This window comes from Candidatus Nitrospira salsa, assembly GCF_965152625.1.
Map to the genome: position 1 here is coordinate 596,932 of NZ_CBCUCO010000002.1, position 18,311 is coordinate 615,242.

Annotated in this window: 12 protein-coding genes and 1 pseudogene; 10 read left to right on the forward strand and 3 right to left on the reverse strand. The window is 41.8% G+C overall.

Features of this window, described 5'->3' with window-relative positions:
- Positions 1 to 489: 489 nt before the first annotated feature.
- The 6 genes from ACWQXP_RS04485 to ACWQXP_RS04510 all read left to right on the forward strand — a co-directional run bounded on the left by ACWQXP_RS04485 (position 490) and on the right by ACWQXP_RS04510 (position 8,540).
- The gene (locus ACWQXP_RS04485) at positions 490 to 1,185 is read left to right on the forward strand and encodes a polysaccharide biosynthesis/export family protein (RefSeq protein WP_454061648.1); all 696 of its coding nucleotides are present in this window, start codon (positions 490 to 492) and stop codon (positions 1,183 to 1,185) included.
- Between the two features lie 162 nt (positions 1,186 to 1,347).
- Positions 1,348 to 2,409 carry a polysaccharide biosynthesis/export family protein gene (locus tag ACWQXP_RS04490; RefSeq protein WP_454061649.1) on the forward strand — a complete coding sequence of 354 codons (1,062 nt, stop codon included), beginning with the start codon at positions 1,348 to 1,350 and terminating at the stop codon, positions 2,407 to 2,409.
- Positions 2,410 to 2,499: 90 nt separating this feature from the next.
- Positions 2,500 to 3,990 (forward strand): GumC family protein, encoded by a 1,491-nt coding sequence (locus ACWQXP_RS04495; protein ID WP_454061650.1) that lies wholly within the window; start codon positions 2,500 to 2,502, stop codon positions 3,988 to 3,990.
- Positions 3,991 to 3,995: 5 nt separating this feature from the next.
- Positions 3,996 to 5,516, forward strand: coding sequence for an AAA family ATPase (locus tag ACWQXP_RS04500; protein WP_454061651.1), 1,521 nt, complete (start codon positions 3,996 to 3,998; stop codon positions 5,514 to 5,516).
- A 59-nt stretch (positions 5,517 to 5,575) separates the two neighbouring features.
- Complete coding sequence (locus ACWQXP_RS04505) at positions 5,576 to 6,349, forward strand: hypothetical protein (protein WP_454061652.1); 774 nt, start codon at positions 5,576 to 5,578, stop codon at positions 6,347 to 6,349.
- Between the two features lie 568 nt (positions 6,350 to 6,917).
- Positions 6,918 to 8,540: a right-handed parallel beta-helix repeat-containing protein gene (locus tag ACWQXP_RS04510; protein ID WP_454061653.1), complete on the forward strand. Its 1,623-nt coding sequence runs from the start codon at positions 6,918 to 6,920 to the stop codon at positions 8,538 to 8,540.
- A 915-nt stretch (positions 8,541 to 9,455) separates the two neighbouring features.
- On the opposite strand, the gene ACWQXP_RS04515 is transcribed toward ACWQXP_RS04510, so the two are convergent.
- Both ACWQXP_RS04515 and ACWQXP_RS04520 read right to left on the reverse strand, forming a co-directional pair.
- A complete protein-coding gene (locus ACWQXP_RS04515; protein WP_454061654.1) occupies positions 9,456 to 9,560 on the reverse strand; it encodes a transposase in 105 nt (34 codons plus the stop codon).
- Positions 9,553 to 9,759 (reverse strand): annotated as a pseudogene (locus ACWQXP_RS04520) (transposase); the annotation flags it as partial. The gene ACWQXP_RS04515 and the pseudogene ACWQXP_RS04520, both read right to left, overlap by 8 nt.
- A 769-nt stretch (positions 9,760 to 10,528) precedes the next feature.
- Between ACWQXP_RS04520 and ACWQXP_RS04525 the strand changes: the two are divergent.
- The 4 genes from ACWQXP_RS04525 to ACWQXP_RS04540 all read left to right on the forward strand — a co-directional run bounded on the left by ACWQXP_RS04525 (position 10,529) and on the right by ACWQXP_RS04540 (position 16,327).
- Positions 10,529 to 12,106 (forward strand): right-handed parallel beta-helix repeat-containing protein, encoded by a 1,578-nt coding sequence (locus ACWQXP_RS04525; RefSeq protein ID WP_454061655.1) that lies wholly within the window; start codon positions 10,529 to 10,531, stop codon positions 12,104 to 12,106.
- A 379-nt stretch (positions 12,107 to 12,485) separates the two neighbouring features.
- Positions 12,486 to 13,967, forward strand: coding sequence for an O-antigen ligase family protein (locus ACWQXP_RS04530; protein WP_454061656.1), 1,482 nt, complete (start codon positions 12,486 to 12,488; stop codon positions 13,965 to 13,967).
- Positions 13,921 to 15,123: a glycosyltransferase family 4 protein gene (locus tag ACWQXP_RS04535; protein WP_454061657.1), complete on the forward strand. Its 1,203-nt coding sequence runs from the start codon at positions 13,921 to 13,923 to the stop codon at positions 15,121 to 15,123. The genes ACWQXP_RS04530 and ACWQXP_RS04535 overlap by 47 nt, the downstream gene beginning before the upstream one ends.
- 277 nt (positions 15,124 to 15,400) lie before the next feature.
- Positions 15,401 to 16,327, forward strand: coding sequence for a sulfotransferase domain-containing protein (locus ACWQXP_RS04540; RefSeq protein ID WP_454061658.1), 927 nt, complete (start codon positions 15,401 to 15,403; stop codon positions 16,325 to 16,327).
- 191 nt (positions 16,328 to 16,518) lie between these two features.
- On the opposite strand, the gene ACWQXP_RS04545 is transcribed toward ACWQXP_RS04540, so the two are convergent.
- Entirely contained in the window at positions 16,519 to 18,198 is a 1,680-nt protein-coding gene (locus ACWQXP_RS04545; RefSeq protein WP_454061659.1) for a right-handed parallel beta-helix repeat-containing protein, read from the reverse strand.
- Positions 18,199 to 18,311 lie beyond the last annotated feature (113 nt).

An 18,311-nucleotide genomic window follows, 5' to 3' on the forward strand; every position in this document is an offset into this window, starting at 1 on the left:
GTAACAGGAGGGGGGGGAGCTTACAGATTTATGTGAAATTGGTTAGAATCAAGATAGTGACTAGACAAATATCATAAGCGATTATCAGAAATACGTAATAGTACTGCATGTTCTTGCCTTCACTTCAGGCTTAGAAAGTAGTAGCCATAGTGATGATTGTTTATTATAATTTCTATAGTTTCAAGTCATAAGGTTAGACCTTACCCTTAAGGTATATTCATTGCATCTGAATATATAATCCTGTTGTGTTTCAGAAATGTTCGAACAAAACACGATGTTTGCTTTCACGACAGGTGATCGAATAGGTCAGTGTTACTCGCCGTGGCTAAGTCTTGTGCGCTTATAACCTTGTCGTTCCTACTTACCTTGGCAAAACATCATAATCAGAGACTTGCAAGTCTTTAACTCACTCATTCTGAATATGTATTGCTTAAGCATTCTCAGGTTAAAACTGCATTTGGAGCTTGACGAAGAAAGGACCGTTTACGAATGATTGCGGGACTAATTTTTATTATTTTTACTTCATTCACCGCCTGTTCGCCAAGTGTTGTCGTGAAAAGCCCAACATCGATTGGCTCGCCAGGGACGACGGTTGGTCAAGTTGGGCCAACGCTTATGCAAGAGTATATTATTCAACCAGGTGATCTATTAGATGTGAAGTTTTTTTATAATTCAGATCTCAATGAAGAAGTCACCGTTCGACCAGATGGTCGTATTTCCTTACAATTAGTTGGTGAGGCCATTGCTGCGGGACGGACGCCTCATGCACTGACGGAACTACTAAAAAAAGAATATGATCGCGAACTGAAACAACCTGAAATTACTGTCATCGTCCGGTCCTTCGGTGCGAGAATTTATGTTGATGGGGAAGTGGCAAAACCTGGGGAGCTCGAGCTCACGGGTCCGTTAACTGTGATGCAAGCAATTTCACGGGCTGAAGGGGCCACCGATGAGGCTTGGGAGGAAGCCTTAATTATTCGACGAATTCAAGGCAGGCAACCCCTGGTCATTCCGGTGAATCTCAATGCTGTGCTTTCAGGCGAGGATTTCAGCCAGGATATCGGACTTGTGCCGTTTGACATTGTCTATGTCCCTCGATCTCCTATTGCGGACGTTAATCTCTGGGTTGATCAATATATTCGTCAAAATATTCCAATCAATTTTGGAGCATTATTTCCGTTATAACGAGTCGATACAGTCCTCAGTTTCTGATATTTTTTCATGCACACCCAGTAAGGAAATCGATGAACGATGCAGACTTTTAAGAAGAGCATAACCAAGACGGCACTTAAGCATTTTCATTTTTATTCTTGTCAAATATGTACTCTACTTCTGGGTTTGTTTGTTATGATGATTAGCGTAGGGAACACTCAGCCTCTCGATCCAATCGCAGGCAGTCAAGAAGTTAAAAGAAATGATATTTCAGCGGGTAACCCTCCCACTAGCCGTCTTCTGAAACCTTCATTTGTCGAGGGCCAACTCAATGCGTATAAAAACAAACTTGCTCATGCCGAAGCTCAAGTTCAAAAATTTAAAAAACAACATTCCTTCACTTCACTTGAAGATCAACAACAGCTTCTTTTAGAGCAGAGAAAAGAATTAGACACGCTCTTAAAAGAAACCGCAAACAATATTAGTGGGCTTGATACAAAGTTGAGCTGGCTCAAGAAGCAAATCACTAAAATTCCAGCAAAAGTTCCCCTTTCGAGTGTCACGAATCAACAACAAATTCTTCAGGAAGCGCAAAAGAATCTTCTGGATCTTGAAATAAAAGAACAAGAATATCTCACGAAATATCACGACAATAGTCGTGCGCTGCAGAGCGTGCGAAAGGAAATTGAACTTGTTGAGAACTTTTTAACAAAACAACAGTCTGCGGAACTCGAAAACATGGTGACAACAGGAAAAAACCCTGTCTACCAGGAACTCGAGATTGAGATTCTTCGTACGGAAGCTCAATTGGTTTCAGAAGTGGCTCGACGGGAGGTCACTCAGAAGCAGATCCTTGAAATTGATCAAGAGCTTCAACGTCTTAATCATTTAGAAAAAGAATTTCGAGAGTTGCTTCGCACGGTCGAAGCCAATGAACGAAACTTTGAAGATTATCTTGCGATGGTTGGCACGACACCATCAGAAGACTATCGCGTCCAAGTAGGAGACCTTCTTGATGTCAAGTTTTTCTTTAATCCCGATCTCAATCAAGAAGCAAGCGTACGACCAGATGGAAGAATTTCACTTCAGCTTATAGGGGAAGTCATGGCATCTGGTCTGACCGTTGAGGAATTGAAAATTCTTTTAAAGCAGCGCTATGAAAATGAATTGAAAAACCCTTCAATTACAGTCATCCTCCGTTCATTCAACACGAATAGTGAATCATCGAGTCGAAGGGCTGGCTTACGACCTCGTTAGGCACATAAATATCATCTTATGATATATACTTAAAATTCCTACGATTGATACACTTAAACTTATTCGGTACTTGAAAAGTAGGTTCTTCTCATGAATTCCCAATCTGAACAGCAAGTTGTGACTAATCAGCCAGCAATGCCTCAAGTCAGCATAAGGGATATCTTAACAATTTTCTTTAAGCATAAACGGAAAATTTTAGGAGTTTTTTTGGGTACGGTCACCTTGGTCACATTAGGTTCTTTCTTGTTACCGCCAACCTATGAGGCCTCGTCAAGTTTAATGGTCAAAATGGGCCGAGAACACATTTATAGACCCGAGGTGGGAAGCGTCAATCCATCCGTTTCATTTGATCAGGAACGTGTTATTGAATCAGAGCTTCAAATTATTTTAAGTCGCGACCTTATGGAGCAGGTTATCAATGCGATTGGCATTGAACGCATGTATCCAGACATTTTTGATTCTCCACCGTCCGATATATCCATGCTTGAAGCAAGCTTTATCGAAATGCAAGACAATTTTAGAGCAACTGGGGTCAAAGATTCCAATGTCATTAACCTCAGCTTTCAACATACAGACCCTGAGGTTTCAGCTCAGTCTATTAATCTCTTAGTCGAGCTCCTTCTGGAAAAACACTTGGAAATTTTCAGTAATCCTCAATTCAATTTCCTCGAGAAGCAGGTGCGGGACTATCAAGATCGATTGAATACAGAAAAAATAGCCCTTCAGGATTTTAAGCGTCTCCATGGCCTCTCCTCACTCGAAGAAGAACGCCATCTTCTTCTTGAGCAGCGGAGAGATCTTGATGTTTCTCATAGAAAAATTAAAAATGAACGAGACGGGTTAAAGAGTAAATTAGAATCTCTTGAGAAGCAGATTTCGGATATTCCTGCGGTCATTTCATCGACGAGTATCTCAGAGCGTCAAAAGGTCATTGATGAGGCCAAATCGAATCTTCTGAAATTACAACTCGAAGAACAAAACCTTTCGACGCGGTATAAAGATACCAGTCGATTCCTCATCAATATTCGAAGTGAAATTCAGATGATTGAGAAATTCATTCACGACCAGGAATCCATTCTCACTGACAGAGTGACCACAGAGCGAAATCCGGTCTATCAAGAACTTTCAATTGAAATTCATAAAGCAAAATCTGAACTTCGGTCACTTGAATCTCAGGCAGATGCCATCACCTTGCAACTTAAAGAGCTTGATGCAAATCTCTCTAAACTTGACACTCTTGCCAAAGAACTTGAAGAATTACAGCTTCAAGTCGAATCGGCAGAAAAGAACTATACGATGTATTTAAGTAAAGTCGAAGACGCTCGAGTTGCAGAAGAAATGGACCACCTCAAATTGGCAAATATCAGTGTGATTCAATCCGCCGTTGTACCGGCTGAACCAATTCGTCCGAAGAAAGCACTCAATGTTCTGATCGCCATCATACTTGGTGGAGCCGCTGGGATCTGTCTGGCTTTACTTTCTGAATATTTTCAAGGTGGCTATACACGGTCAGAACAAGCTTCACATGCGCTTGGTCTTCCGACCCTCACAAGTGTTCGTTATTATCATGATCTTCCTTAACGCTTATGTACCTAACTTTTTACGGTCTCAATAAAAAACCATTCCATACGACACCCGACCCACGTTTTCTTTTTTCGAGTTCGACACACCGGGAGGCCTTATCCTCTTTGATTTATGGAATTGAGGAACGGCAAGGGTTCATTACGATCATTGGCGAAGTCGGTGTTGGCAAAACAACCATTCTTCGTACGCTGCTTGAGCGACTTGATGCGTCTCAAGATCGGGCGATCTATATTTACAACCCAAATTTGACGTTCAATAGTTTATTGAAATGCCTCCTGAATGAGCTTGGCCAGCAATCAAATAATGATGAAAGTAGCGCAATGGTTGAGCAACTTCAGAGTGTCTTAATTCAAGAATATCAAAAGGGCGGAACGATTGTGTTGTTGATTGATGAAGCTCAGAATATGCCGCTCGACACACTTGAAAATTTACGTATGTTGTCGAACCTTGAAACTACGACTGATAAACTTCTCCAAATTGTGTTGATTGGTCAACCAGAATTAGAGTCGTTACTTAATCAAGATGCGTTGCGTCAGTTAAAGCAGCGCATCACGATTCGAGCCACGATTCGTGCCCTGACAAAAGCCGAAAGCTTTGACTATATCCAGTATCGTCTGGCAAAGGCTGGAGCAAGATCGTCAACAATTTTTTCAAAACCAGCCTTAAAACTCATCATTCAAGAAGCTCAAGGGATTCCGCGACGATTGAACATCCTCTGCGACAATACCCTTTTAACTGGATATGCGTATCAACTGAAACCCATTCCAGGAAAAATCGCCAAGGAAGTGATTTCTGATTTAAAGGGTGCGCAGACAAAAAAACGAAAACGGTGGATTGCTGCAGCTGTGGCAGCGGGAATCTTTATTATCGCGATTCCCTGGATTCGAGCTAATCCTCAACTGTTTTGGTTTGAGTCCTATGAATTGAAAGAAGTTTCGCAGATAACCCCACAAATTGATCGTTCGCCTCTGAGAAAGGCACAAACCCCGTTGCCGTCTTCTAAGACGATGCCGTTAGATGTTCCTGAACCCATACGTTCCCCGGTCATACCCAAAGATGTTTTACTGGAGAAGTCATTAGACGAAAAGTCTATCATACCTCGTGCATCACGGAATAAACTTCCTGCTGCAGAAACATCCCAAGATACTCAAAAACTAGAAATTCAGAAACAACCTCCTGATGCACCGAAGATGAAACTTATGACTCAAGCGGTTCAGGAGATGACGCCTCGTCAACAGGCTAAACTGTCGATTCGTGCAAAATCATCTGAGCAAGTCTCGGCTCAGGAACCAACGCAAATCCAATCAACCAAGGTGCGTCCTCTTGAGGCGCCAGTAAAGGTCTATCATATTAAGCGAGGAGATACCCTTGAGAAATTGATTCGCTCAACGTACGGAAGGTCGAGCCCTCATCACATCAGACGTGTCTTGGAGCAGAATCCGCATATACGAAGTGCCAAATGGCTATTCCCTGGGCAAACCATCACATTCCCACGGGTACTTCCAGAGTCAGCAAACGACTAATCAGTCAATCAAACGAGTTCACGTTATTTCTATACTTTTATACCTACTGAGTGTGACCTATGAGTAAAGTTTATGAAGCATTACAGCAAGCTCAAACTGATCAACTTCAGGGGAAAAGCCGGCCGCGAGAAGAACGACCCGAAAAAGAAATTCCCAAGATTCTTCCTATACGGATTGTTGACCAACCGAAACCGGATGACATCTTTCCGCTCTATCTTGAGCGTGAAATGCTCCAACTTCATCAAAATTTGTCAAGTGTGATTGGGGATGTCAAAAAGAGTATCATCCAGTTTCTCGGCTCTCAAGATCATGACGGTACATCAACAATTGTCCGAGAATACGCCAAGGTGTTGTCAACGATTCATCGCAAGTCCGTTCTTCTTATTGACGCCCATGGTGATCAAGCACAATTCAAATACTTTGGGATTCTTCCGACGCATTCTCTTGAACAAGCCATTCTGGATGATCAAGACATTCGTGAAGCTGTTTATCAAATTGGAGAATCCCAGTTATTCATTGCTTCCCTGTATTCACAAGCTAGGTCAATCGCGAATCCGGAAATTTCAGAAAAAGAAGAAAAGGTTTTGACCAGTGCTCAATGTCGGTTTGACTGTATTCTTATTGATTCGCCAACCATTCATTCATCAATCGAAGGGCTTGAGTTGTGCAAGCGGGTGCATGGAGTGGTCCTAGTGATACAAGCAGAAGAAACACGCTCTGCTGTTATTGCAAATGTCAAATCACAAATCATGAAAAATGGAGGAAATCTTATTGGTCTTGTCTTTAATAAGCAACGACACTACATCCCAGATTGGTTCTATAAGCGGCTATAAGATACGAGCTGCAGACAGTTCTTATATTCTCGCATGACACAAGTGATACCGAAGGAGTTCTGAGATGGGGTACTCTTAGGCAAGTTTATTTAAGATGCCGCATTTCTCGAGTGATGCTCTCAGAATTCAAGCTTCACTTTGATGATGTCCCGGACATTTCCATCTCTTTTATACCTCCGCATTATTCTCTCATTCCTATCATCTGAAATATCAAGAATTCTGGTCAGCGAATTTGTCATCATATATTTTAAGGTAATTCTGTAATTGAACCCCCAAAATCGCTTATAGCCGCCACAGTGTTCGCACTAACTATACAGTTTTTCGTGATTCTTATTTTGAAGTGTCACTGATAAAGTCACTAGGACAGTTTCACAAAGGAGATTTATCAATGATTGTCGAACAACCTCTTCTTCGATTAGCGGAAAAGCTAACATCAACCTTTAGGCAAAGATCTATTGCACGTGGTGCGACTCCACTATCTCACGTTGTTGCCATGATAACACTCGTACAACAAACCTCATCATTAAACACTTCTAAGGAATCTGAGCATTCACTTAATTCTACGAGAATGAGCATTGCAAAATTATCTATAGTCATTCTACTAGCAATGTTGCTAACCCTTATTTGCCAAACCTCCTTTGCCAATCCTGGTGCACCAAACTGGTTAGGTCATATAACCCCTGATCAAACCCTACATGTCAACACACAACATCCAAATGCCAACGACAAGAACTCCGGGTTGAAGAAAACTTTACCGTTGAGAACGATAACAAAAGCGGCTCGACTCGCGATGCTCAATCGTAAGCGAGGAGTAAGCTCGGAAATTCTAATTTACCCTGGCACATATCGTGAAACAATTGAAATGGGTTTAGCGGAACGGAAAGATGGCCCGGCTATTATCATGCGAGCTCGGCGCGATGTTACTCGTAAAACGATTATCTCCGGGGCTGATATTTGGGGTAATTGGCAGAAGACTCAGAACAATATTTACACTCATCCGTGGCCATATACTTGGGGATTGCAGCCTGTTCCTGCAATATGGTCTGAACGAGTCCCGATTCATCCTATCATTCAACGAAAAGAAATGATTTTCGTCAATGGTTCGCCTATAACTCAAGTTCTTTCTTTGTCCGATCTTCGTCCAAAAACCTTTTATGTGTCAGAAAAGACGAAAACCGTGTATTTATCGCCTCCGCAGGGAACGACATTGGCTAATTCTATCGTCGAAGTCGCTACTCGCTCACGACTCTTAACAGTTTCCCGTATCCAGAATTTCGTGATACAAGGTCTTCAGTTTCAACATAGCGCTACAGCCATAGCCCAGAGTGCGGCGGTTCAGATTTCTGGCTCCAAAAATATTCTTATCGAAGATAATCGATTTGTCTGGAATAATTGGTCCGGATTGGGGTTATCACGTGTTCATAATGTCACGACACGTCGTAATGTCATGAATCGTAACGGTGGCATAGGATGGAAAGGGATATGGGGAAAATTTTTATTATCTGAACATGACACAAGCTCGTTTAATAATTGGAGAGGGCAAAAAGGAAATTTTTTTCGATGGGATGCCGCAGGGATCAAACACCTGCACATGCACGATGCGACTTATAATAATTTGACCGCTACAAACAATCTCACTCGCGGGTTCTGGCTAGATACGGACAATAGTGACATTGTCATTAAAAACGCCTGTCTGTGTGCAAATTTAACGGACGGACTCAAGATCGAGACAAGCCCAGGACCCATTAAAGTTGAAAATAGTAGGATTTGCCAAAACCAAGAATACGGTTTAATGGCAAATACGAGCCAACGCATTCTATTACGGAACAATCTTTTCGTAAACAATGCTGTTTACGCAATATTTATCACAGGAAAAAAAGTCCGAACCGCAATGAATTGGGAAACCATTGAGAAAGTTGATGTTCGTACTCAAAATTGGACGATGATTGGAAATGTGATGTTTAGTGACAACAAGATGCTTTTCGCCCTACCGAATTGGGATCACTTTTTTAACACCCTCTATTCCAATGATAATGTCTGGAATGCCAAAAATACCGTTAAAATATTCGGACTCGGTAGAGAAGGAAATTTTCTTCTTCTTTCCCTGCGCGAATGGAAAAGACAATTGCAAAAGGGTAAAGACTCCCACACCACTATACCCAAGAGTTTCAGTCAACCAACATGCCAGTGACTGCCACAGCCAAAAAATGTTTTTTGTATGGAGTCGAATAAAGTCCGATACTGTCTTGACACCCAAGATGGTATCGGACTTCATTTTTGGGGAAGGATTTCTTGCAGAGATCAACCCCTATACCGCAACCGACTCCCAACTCACTAATTAGCTACTTATCTCATTTTGAAGTCAAAATTCGAACTCACATTTGTAATTTGTCAATCTGCTATTGGCAAATTCCTTGAGAGCCCATATCCAATCGCGAATAGGTACAGTCCAATTCATTACAATCCGTTGTATGTCGAGACACAACACTTTGAGAATGGCTTCGTCCGGGGAAACGAGCGTCGTTTTTTCAACACCTTTCGCAACGAACAATTCAGCGACTCAATCGCATTGATTGTATAACTCACTTTCCGAATGTCGGGTCAAAGAAGGCCGTCAGTCGATCTCAGTCCTGCCGAAAATTCGTGTAACTCGTCGGATTGTTGCGAATCCTAGGTGCGTACCACAAATGGACAGGAGAACTCGAACCACTGCCCGCCGACTTTTCCAGACGACATAATCGCTGTGTTTGTCGCACATTATGAGCAATATAGAGAGTGACTTGTGTTTGCGGAATCCCGCCTCAAAACCTTCTGGTAGGCTGGCCAGTCAATCCAGGCATGGAGCAAAACCATTTGGGACGCTTCGTCGTCGAAACTCGGTAGACACGGCGAGCAAAAACTTCGCGCTTTCGAACTTTTTCTCCCACAGGACTAGAGTTTTTTCTCCCCCGTGAGATGACGCCTAATGTCATATAGACTCCTTTGGTCTTGACCGCGCCCTCATGCCTAGACTTCACAAACAGACAACTGAATATAGAGAATCGGATAGACTCTCACTAAAGGGCGATTCTGTCAGAGCGGCATGTCGTCCAAAGCCATATAGAAATCAACGTCGGGGACACCTCGGTCCCCCATAGAGTTCTTTTAGATGCCTTTGAATTTCTCGAGTGGTTAGCCCATGAGCATAGAGAGTGAGCACCTTGTTAGCCATTAATCTGCCCCTTGACGTTTCTTATCCACCGTCGGCTCAAAGGTCCAGCTTGATCTCGTGGAATGGCAATAGCCAATGGGCCTTGGTCTGTCTGAATGGTCTTGGCACTGATGCCATTGCGAGTATTGTCTGTATGGGAGTTCGTTCGGACATGAGGAGCATACTCGAAAGGACTGTTCAAATCAGCGGCCAGTTTCGTTCTAGCAGTCGTTTTGTATCACTTTTACTGGATATGATCCCTAAGAATGTCTTGGAGCGATTCAGACTTCTTTGACTATATCATACTGTTCTCTCACCCCTAGCGGTAGCCCTCCTAGTCCTGCGGCTTGTCTCCTAAAGCAGACGCTGAACAATACTCACAAATATTGAGAAGATCAATCGTAAGGTCCCTTGATGATTAATGGTCTTATACCCCCTAATACTACCCACGTTTCTTTATCTTCTGAGCATCTCCGTTTGCACATCATTTTTTCAGTTCTTTTCTTACTTTTCTAAATATTCTCCTACTGTAAGTATCTGTTACTGAAAAATTCTTCCTGATTCATCAGTCAAAGGACAATATCGCTACATCATCAGTTAGTAAATTTAAGCAAACTCCCTATCTGACCGATGAGATTCTAAGAACAAAAAAGCTCACACGGAGAGGCAAACTATATAGTCAATGTCTTGAGAGTATATTTGGCTCCTGACAACTTAGGACATGATTCGAGCACCTTTGTCCTCGGAAAAGAGACTTCAATATGACATCAGAGCAGTATAGTTCTCAATCACAACCCGTCAAAATAGCAAAGACGTATTGTCAAGAAAAGAGTTCAAGAACTTTTACTTTTCTGAGTCACGTTCGTACAAACTTTGAAAGTGTGCAACTACCAACACAATTCACCACTGTCAATTTTCTCGACTCCGTACTTTACCCTCCCCAACTCAAGATCATGAAAATCCTCTCAATAGGGTTACTCTTTACATTCATGACTTTTGAGAGTCAAATCTCATTTGCTAATACCGGAGCATCAAATTGGTTAAGTCATGTAACTGTTGATCAAACTCTGCACGTTAATAACCGGCATCCTAACGCAAACGACGAAAATTCAGGATTAGAGCGAACATCTCCATTACTAACAATCGCCAAAGCTATGCGATTAGCGGTGGTCAGTCGTCACCAAGGTGTCAGTACGGAAGTGCTTATTTACCCGGGTACTTATCGAGAAACAATTGAAGTTGGACTCGCACAGAGAAAAGGTGGTCCACCGATTATCATGCGTGCACGTCAGGATAATCCAGGGAAAACAATTATCTCAGGGTCTGATATTTGGGACAATTGGAAAAGAACTCCCAACAATATTTACACCCATTCCTGGCCATATGCGTGGGGATTGCAACCAGTTCTTGCGACATGGCATGCGGCAGTGCCTATTAATCCGATCATTCAACGAAAAGAAATGATTTTGGTAAATGGTGAACGTCTTGAGCAAGTTCTCGCGTTATCGGAATTGCGCCCCAATACGTTTTATATCTCAGAAAAGACAAAAACTGTGTTTGTATCTCCCCCCCTGGGAACGATCATAGACAAATCGATTATCGAAGTCGCCACAAGGTCACAACTTGTACAACTGTACCGAATGGAGAATTTTGTCATCCAAGGGTTGCAGTTTCAGCATGCCGCTTCTGCCATCGGCCAGAAAGGAGCCGTCCACATTTCTGGATCAAAAAACATTCTTATTGAAGACAATCGCTTTGTGTTGAATAATTGGACAGGATTAGGATTCGCACGGATCCAGAATGTCACCACACGCCGAAACGTCATGCATCGGAATGGCGGAACGGGATGGAAGGGGATATGGGTAAAATCTTTATTGTCCGAAAATGACACCAGTTCATTTAATAACTGGCGCGGGAAACAAGGTAATTTTCTTCGATGGGATGCTGCAGGGATCAAGCACTTGCATATACATGATGCCACCTACAATCACGTTATCGCAACAAACAATCTGACACGTGGACTTTGGTTGGACGCTGATAATATTGACATTGTCATTAATCGAGCCTGTCTATGTGAGAATTTAACGGACGGACTTAAAATCGAGGCAAGTCCAGGCCCCATACGAATTGAAAATAGTAGAATTTGCAGTAACCAAGGATATGGTCTCTTAGTGAACACCGGCCGACGCATTATGCTACGAAACAACGTGTTAGCGAATAATGAAAATTATCCTATACATATTACTGGCGCAAAAGTTCGGACCATAGTCAATTGGGAGTCTGGTGAAAAAGTTGATGTTCGTACAGAAGATTGGACAATGATTGGGAATGTGATGTTCGGTGCAACGCAGGCGCTTTTCTCGCTGCCTCATTGGGAGCACTTTTTTGAAACGCTCTATTCTAATGATAATATCTGGCATGCTAGAAACACCGACAAGGTGTTTGGATTAGGAAGAGAAGGTAATCTTTCTCACCTTTCTCTTTCTGAATGGCAACAGCAAATGCAAATTGATGTCGACTCGCACTCAATCCTGCCCTTGAATCTGAATCAACCAACATGTCAGTGATGGACGCATGAGCAGGAGAATTAAAACGAATTCCCCAAATTGATGATCTAGATTAACCCTCTTCATGCCCACGCCTACCTCGACCATCCTTCTACAGTCGAAGACCTTTCGTTATAGTGATGACTTAAACCCTTGTAATTGAAGTCTTACTATACGCACAAATATCAACACAATTTGTACCGTATAGTCCCAAAAGTGTCTCGGCAAGCCAGAACAATTAGTTGAAATTTTTAATGAGGCCTCTTTATCCTCTATTTCATGTTTTTAATGTACGTATTTTCTCATCAGAAGAACATTAACCCCAATTGCTATTCTTTCTGACATCGTTCTACACTGTTAAAACATTCATATGTAAGCCTTATACCCTTGTACATTTTTGATGTTTTCTAATTTAGGTTCGCAACAGAAGTATTCATTTATTTTTTGGATTGCTCTTGGAGGCTTACTTGGCTTCTTACAATTACAATTCGACTATTTTATTGTGTTCCTGGCTGGTGGGACCATACTACTTTTCCTGGTATTCTGGGCATTTCCACTTCTACTTTCAAAACTGAAACATCTATGGACCTGCCTCAATCTCTGGCATTGGTTATGGTTTCTATCGTTATTGAGTGGACTTGGGTTTCGAATACGCGATGCAACATCTTCCTCAGAAAATCCTCTTGATGCTTGGGCGCTCTATCGCATCTTTTTAGTCGCAATTATCGGAATTATTGTCATTTACCAATTAACGTTCAAGCACGTCGATTGGCCTTCCACTCTCTCACGAGGCCCGTTAGGGCTTTTAGGTCTCTATTCTTTATTTTCTTTGGCTTCAACTATCTGGTCAGTCTATCCTGGCTGGACGCTCTATAAGTCTATTGAATATTTTATCGACCTTGCGCTGCTGGCTTGCATCGTGAATCAGTTTCGAACGTATCAACAAATGAAAAGTTTATTTGATTGGACATGGTTATTATTAATTGGCTTACTGTGCACGACATGGGTCGGTGTTTTGATTTGGCCAACAGAAGCTCTTTCTTTGGATGTTGGTTCTTCAGGGATGCAAATTAAAGGTGTTTTCCCGATGATCAGTTCCAATAATGTTGGAGAACTTAGTGCTATAGTCGCTTCAGTTTTCTTGACCCGCTATCTGTATTATTCCCAAAATTTTTCACAAAGAAAAACTATCTATCTTCTTATATTTGGATTCGGACTTCTTACTCTGATTGCCTCTCAAACGAGATCAGCTTTCGGCGGGTTTTTTGTTGCAATTTTCTTACTACTACTTGTCCAAAAACGGTTTGGAATTATATTTCTCTCGCCTCTCATACTTGCAATCGTGTTAACCCTTACCCCTGCCACTTCGATTTTGACAGACTTTTTTCAAAGAGGACAAAGCACCGAGCAAGTCAGTTCTTTGACTGGACGAACCATTTGGTGGGCTGGGGCCTGGGACGCATTTCTTGAACAACCGTTTTCTGGATTTGGTGCCTATGCGGCTGGACGATTTCTCGTCTTAGCGAATCAAGGGTTTGAAAAAACTGCCTCACTCCACAGCACATGGATGGAACTGCTTGTAGGACTGGGAATACCAGGGATTCTACTCGTACTGGGCTCTGTCTTGTGGCTTTGGAAAATTCTTTTCTTTCAAGCGCTTTCTTGGAATAACCAATCTGCTTTTACACTGTTAACGACAGAGGCGATTGTAGTATTTGGAGTAACATCGGTAAGATCGATATTTGAATCTGCCTTTATTTGGCATCCTTCTCTGCCATTTTTGTTAATAGTCGGCTATAGTGAATTTTTACGAAGGTCGAAACCCTCTCAAAATCATGAATGTCCTACTCATTCACAATTACTATCAGCAAGCCGGCGGTGAGGACCAAGTTTTCGCTGCTGAAGCGAATCTCCTAAAAGAAAACGGACACCGTGTTGTACAATACACGGTGCATAATGATGTCATTCATGACTACTCCAAGTTACGTCTTGCACGCTCAATGTTTTGGAATAGTCAAACATACCAAGAAATTAGCAATTTAATCCAAGAGCATCGACCAGACATTGCGCATTTTCACAATACATTTCCTCTCGTATCACCGGGATGTTATTATGCGGCTCAATCTCACGGAGTTCCAGTTGTCCAAACGCTTCATAACTTCCGCTTGTTTTGCTTAAATTCAAATTTTATTCGGAATGGCCAAGTCTGTGAAGATTGCCTGCATAAAGTCATCCCTTGGCCTGGGATCCTTCATGCTTGCTATCGAGATAGCACACTCACAAGTGCTGGACTTGCTGCGATGCTTACGTTTCATCGATTTCGGAAAACATGGTTGCGAAAAGTCAATATGTTCATTACCTTAACAGAGTTTTCACGCTCAAAATTTATTAGCAGTGGGTTGCCAGAAAATAAAGTTATTGTTAAAGGTAATTTTATTTCACCAGATCCGGGTTACTCAATTTCTCCACCGCAGGGAAGGTATGCTCTATTTGTTGGGAGACTCTCAACTGAAAAAGGTGTAAAAACGCTTTTAGAAGGATGGGAAAGATTACAGAATGCATCATTACCATATTCGCTTATAATTGTTGGAGACGGACCTCTTGCAGAAATGGTACAGTCCTTTGTTGAGCAATGTGCAAATATTACATGGCTTGGCAAAAAAACTCGCAGCGAAATATTTACACTTATGAAGGACGCATCCTTCTTAGTTTTTCCTTCAATTTGCTATGAGAATCTTCCCATGACAATTCTTGAGGCCTATGCAGTCGGACTACCAATTGTATCCAGTAACCACGGTAGTATGGCGTCGTTGGTCAAAGATCGATACACTGGCGTTCACTTTTGTTCAGGTGACCCGGAAGATATGGCCAGAAAAGTCGAATGGGCATTTTCTAATCCAAAGATTCTTCAAAGTATGCGAGAACACTGTCGCAGAGAGTATGAAGAAAAATACAGCGCCAAAACAAATCACGATCGACTTTTGAGTATTTATCAGCGTATTTTAGACTCTCAGGTTTGCCCTGTTCATATACCCTAGGAAAGATTTAAGTGGCAGGCTGCCTCTGTGTTAAGACATGAATTTCTACTGCTAAGCCGCGAACTCAAACTGATCAAGTAGATTTACGTATAGAGACTTTCAGGAAATTCCATTTGTCAATCACACATCCATAAGCAGTTGACCTGAAGTCCTTGCTTGGCAAGACCCTCCTTGTCGAAAAGCATCCGTCTACGGCTAGTGGCTGCAAACCGCTGAGACTTTGATAGTTGATCAGTCGACATAACTCTCTTCTATCGTTTTTATCAGGACCATGATTATGGACAATATCGATCCCACGAAAGTTCTCTACATAGCAGGCGCAGGAAGAAGTGGAAGTACGCTTCTCGGAACGATATTAGGAAGCATTCACCAGTTTTGTGATATTGGCGAAGTCCATTATTTATTGGATCGTGGAATTCAATTAAATCAGTTATGTGCCTGCCAAGTCCCTTTACAAAACTGTGATTTTTGGAGCCATGTCATTGGTAATCATCCAACAACATTTGACGAACAAACAATTAGTCATCTTCTTGACCTAAGAAATTCAGTGTCGCGTTTTCGTCACATTCCTCTTCATGCCCTTAACTGTTCAATGAAATTTCAGCAACGTACGAAAACTTATGGAGAATTTCTTGGGCAGTTATATTCGATAATTCGTAAATCAACTGGTGCGACCGTAATTATCGACTCCTCTAAGCGGGTCCATGGTCATGTGCTTGCTCAAATTCCAAATGTTAAGCTTTATACGCTCCACTTAGTTCGCGATAGTAGAGCCTCGGCTTATTCATGGACAAGACAGAAGGCTTACGAGCCAACGGCGAAACAACTTTCCTACATGCCCACGATATCGACACATTCAAGTTCTGTGCATTGGATGCTCGATAATCTGTCAGCAGAATTATTAAAATCTAAAACAGCACATTATTTTTTCTTACGATATGAAGACTTCGTCATGAACCCTCAGTACGAAATCAAAAGAATATTAACCTTCATTGAAGAGGAACCAGATCAACTCCCATTTGTGAGCGAACGGGATGTTCGCTTAGCTATCACACATAGTGTCTCTGGCAATCCTTCTCGATTTCACGATGGTGATGTTCATATCAAAGAGGACGAGGTCTGGAAAATAAAATTAAGTCAAAAAGATCGAGCTATCGTAACATTTTTGACTTGGCCGCTTCTTAAGCGATATGGCTATATTTGATTCTTGCATGTGGGAGGCCGAGCACACGATCTCTTTCTCTATCTAAAACTGTATACCGTTGATCGCTATTTCCAGAATACATGCTATTTTTTTGTTACATATAAGCATGTTGGGCAATGATCCACAATCAATGAATATTCAACGCCTAACAGTGTTCGTGATTAAATGATTTTGTGATATGCCCGACAATGTTACGGGCAAGCCTTCCTTTTCGTTCTCTGAGCATTTATTCCATGATTTTTTTTAATGAATTTAATTCTAGTTTTGTCTTGCCATGTCCCCATTGACATTTGAGTCTTGCCAATTGAAAAAACTTCTTTAGCACTTCCCTCTAGCCACACATTATTTGCTGCATGCAATGACCCAAGAAAATGCTTCCATTCTGGCGTTGAAAGAAGCGCTGATTTTTGACTTTGAAAAGTATTATTCGCAATAGTCCAATCTTTTGTTTTGACAAGCATTTCATCATTGGATTCCCAATTTTTTGATTTTCTTTGAACTGAGCCTGTGATGAAGATTTGTGACTTTCCATTGTTCGTTATAGTGTTTTCTTCTATCGTGACGGAACTCGAACTGTTTGCCACAACACCATAATCACCATTGTCACAAATAGTACTATTTCGAATCGAAATTGGTCCTTGACTTAGTTCAAGGAACACGCCATCCGTTAAATTCTTGCACCAACAGGCATCTTTGACTTCGATGCCACTGTTGTCTGTATCAAGCCAAAATCCTCTCGTGGCATTACCAATAGCCTTCTGTCCCTCGTACGTTGCATTATGGACATGCATGTGCTTGACACCTGCGATAGACCAACGCGAAAACCCACCCAATGCTCCACGCCAATTATTGTAAGATGTTTCATCATCGACAGAACTCAGATTTTTAATCCAGATTCCTCCCCACCCCATTGCCCCATTGTAGTTTAAAACATTTCGTCTTGTTGTTATATTTTTAACACGTGCGAGACTTAACCCAGACCAATTGTTGAAAATAAATTCACAGTCTTCAATCAGAACATTGCGTGAGGACATTATGCTTACTGCGCCACCCTGTAAGCCTGTTGTATCATGTTGAAACCTCAGTCCTTTCATAACAAAATTTTCGATTCGACTGACTCGCAATAATGCGGAACGGACGGCAACCTCAATGGTAACCTGCGAGGCTGGCATTTCTTTTGAGAGTTTGATATACACCTTATGGTTTTGTTCATCGACGAAAAACGAACTGGGGCGAAGTTCAGAAACTGATAAGACCTGATTTAGTGGTGTACCATTTACAAATATCATTTCGCGTCTTCGTACAATTTCTGAAATATTAAGACGACTTGGCCAACCTTCTGGAACAGGACGCATGCCCCAGTTATGAGGCCAGGTATGGGAAAGTGTATCACTGCTGTCTTGATGCCAGTCAGTCCAGATATCGGACCCTGAGATGACACTTTTCCCATTTTCTTTGGCTATCAACATAATTGGAGACAGTCCCTCAGAACTTTCTTGAAACATCAGAGAGAGGTTTTCCCTGTATATACCAGGATAAATGAGAATTTTAGTTCCAAGCCCTTTCTTTCGATTCTGGATCGCAATCTTGAGTGCAGGTTTTACTGATTTCAATGGAAGTTGTTTATCAAGTCCAGTATGTGTATTTGATGCGCGCGGATGTTGTAGGTTAACATGAACTGTTATAGACGGAACGGCTGTCTCCAACCAACCGGGAGCGCCAGTTTGAGCAGAAATCGCAAGAACTGAAAATCCCAAATAACCTGCAACAATAATAGCTAAAAACCACTTATGCTTCATAGCAGAATGAGCGTGTCCCACCGGGCATATCAGTATATTCTTGAAAATACGCTGAAGAGATTGCTTGTTCATCGGATCCCCTTCTTTTTCGAGGTTTCATAGCTAATGCACTAGACCAATGAGTGATTGACTCAACACAGTTGCTCGATACACTAATGGAAAAACCGTTCGTAATTATTCACGTC

Coding starts and splice junctions, on each gene's coding strand:
- ACWQXP_RS04485 (WP_454061648.1), top strand. CDS start 490: ATGATTGCGGGACTAATTTTTATTATTTTTACTTCATTCACCGCCTGT.
- ACWQXP_RS04535 (WP_454061657.1), top strand. CDS start 13,921: ATGAATGTCCTACTCATTCACAATTACTATCAGCAAGCCGGCGGTGAG.
- ACWQXP_RS04545 (WP_454061659.1), bottom strand. CDS start 18,198: ATGAACAAGCAATCTCTTCAGCGTATTTTCAAGAATATACTGATATGC.
- ACWQXP_RS04500 (WP_454061651.1), top strand. CDS start 3,996: ATGTACCTAACTTTTTACGGTCTCAATAAAAAACCATTCCATACGACA.
- ACWQXP_RS04530 (WP_454061656.1), top strand. CDS start 12,486: ATGTTTTCTAATTTAGGTTCGCAACAGAAGTATTCATTTATTTTTTGG.
- ACWQXP_RS04510 (WP_454061653.1), top strand. CDS start 6,918: ATGAGCATTGCAAAATTATCTATAGTCATTCTACTAGCAATGTTGCTA.
- ACWQXP_RS04525 (WP_454061655.1), top strand. CDS start 10,529: ATGACTTTTGAGAGTCAAATCTCATTTGCTAATACCGGAGCATCAAAT.
- ACWQXP_RS04490 (WP_454061649.1), top strand. CDS start 1,348: ATGATGATTAGCGTAGGGAACACTCAGCCTCTCGATCCAATCGCAGGC.
- ACWQXP_RS04495 (WP_454061650.1), top strand. CDS start 2,500: ATGAATTCCCAATCTGAACAGCAAGTTGTGACTAATCAGCCAGCAATG.
- ACWQXP_RS04515 (WP_454061654.1), bottom strand. CDS start 9,560: ATGGCTAACAAGGTGCTCACTCTCTATGCTCATGGGCTAACCACTCGA.
- ACWQXP_RS04505 (WP_454061652.1), top strand. CDS start 5,576: ATGAGTAAAGTTTATGAAGCATTACAGCAAGCTCAAACTGATCAACTT.
- ACWQXP_RS04540 (WP_454061658.1), top strand. CDS start 15,401: ATGGACAATATCGATCCCACGAAAGTTCTCTACATAGCAGGCGCAGGA.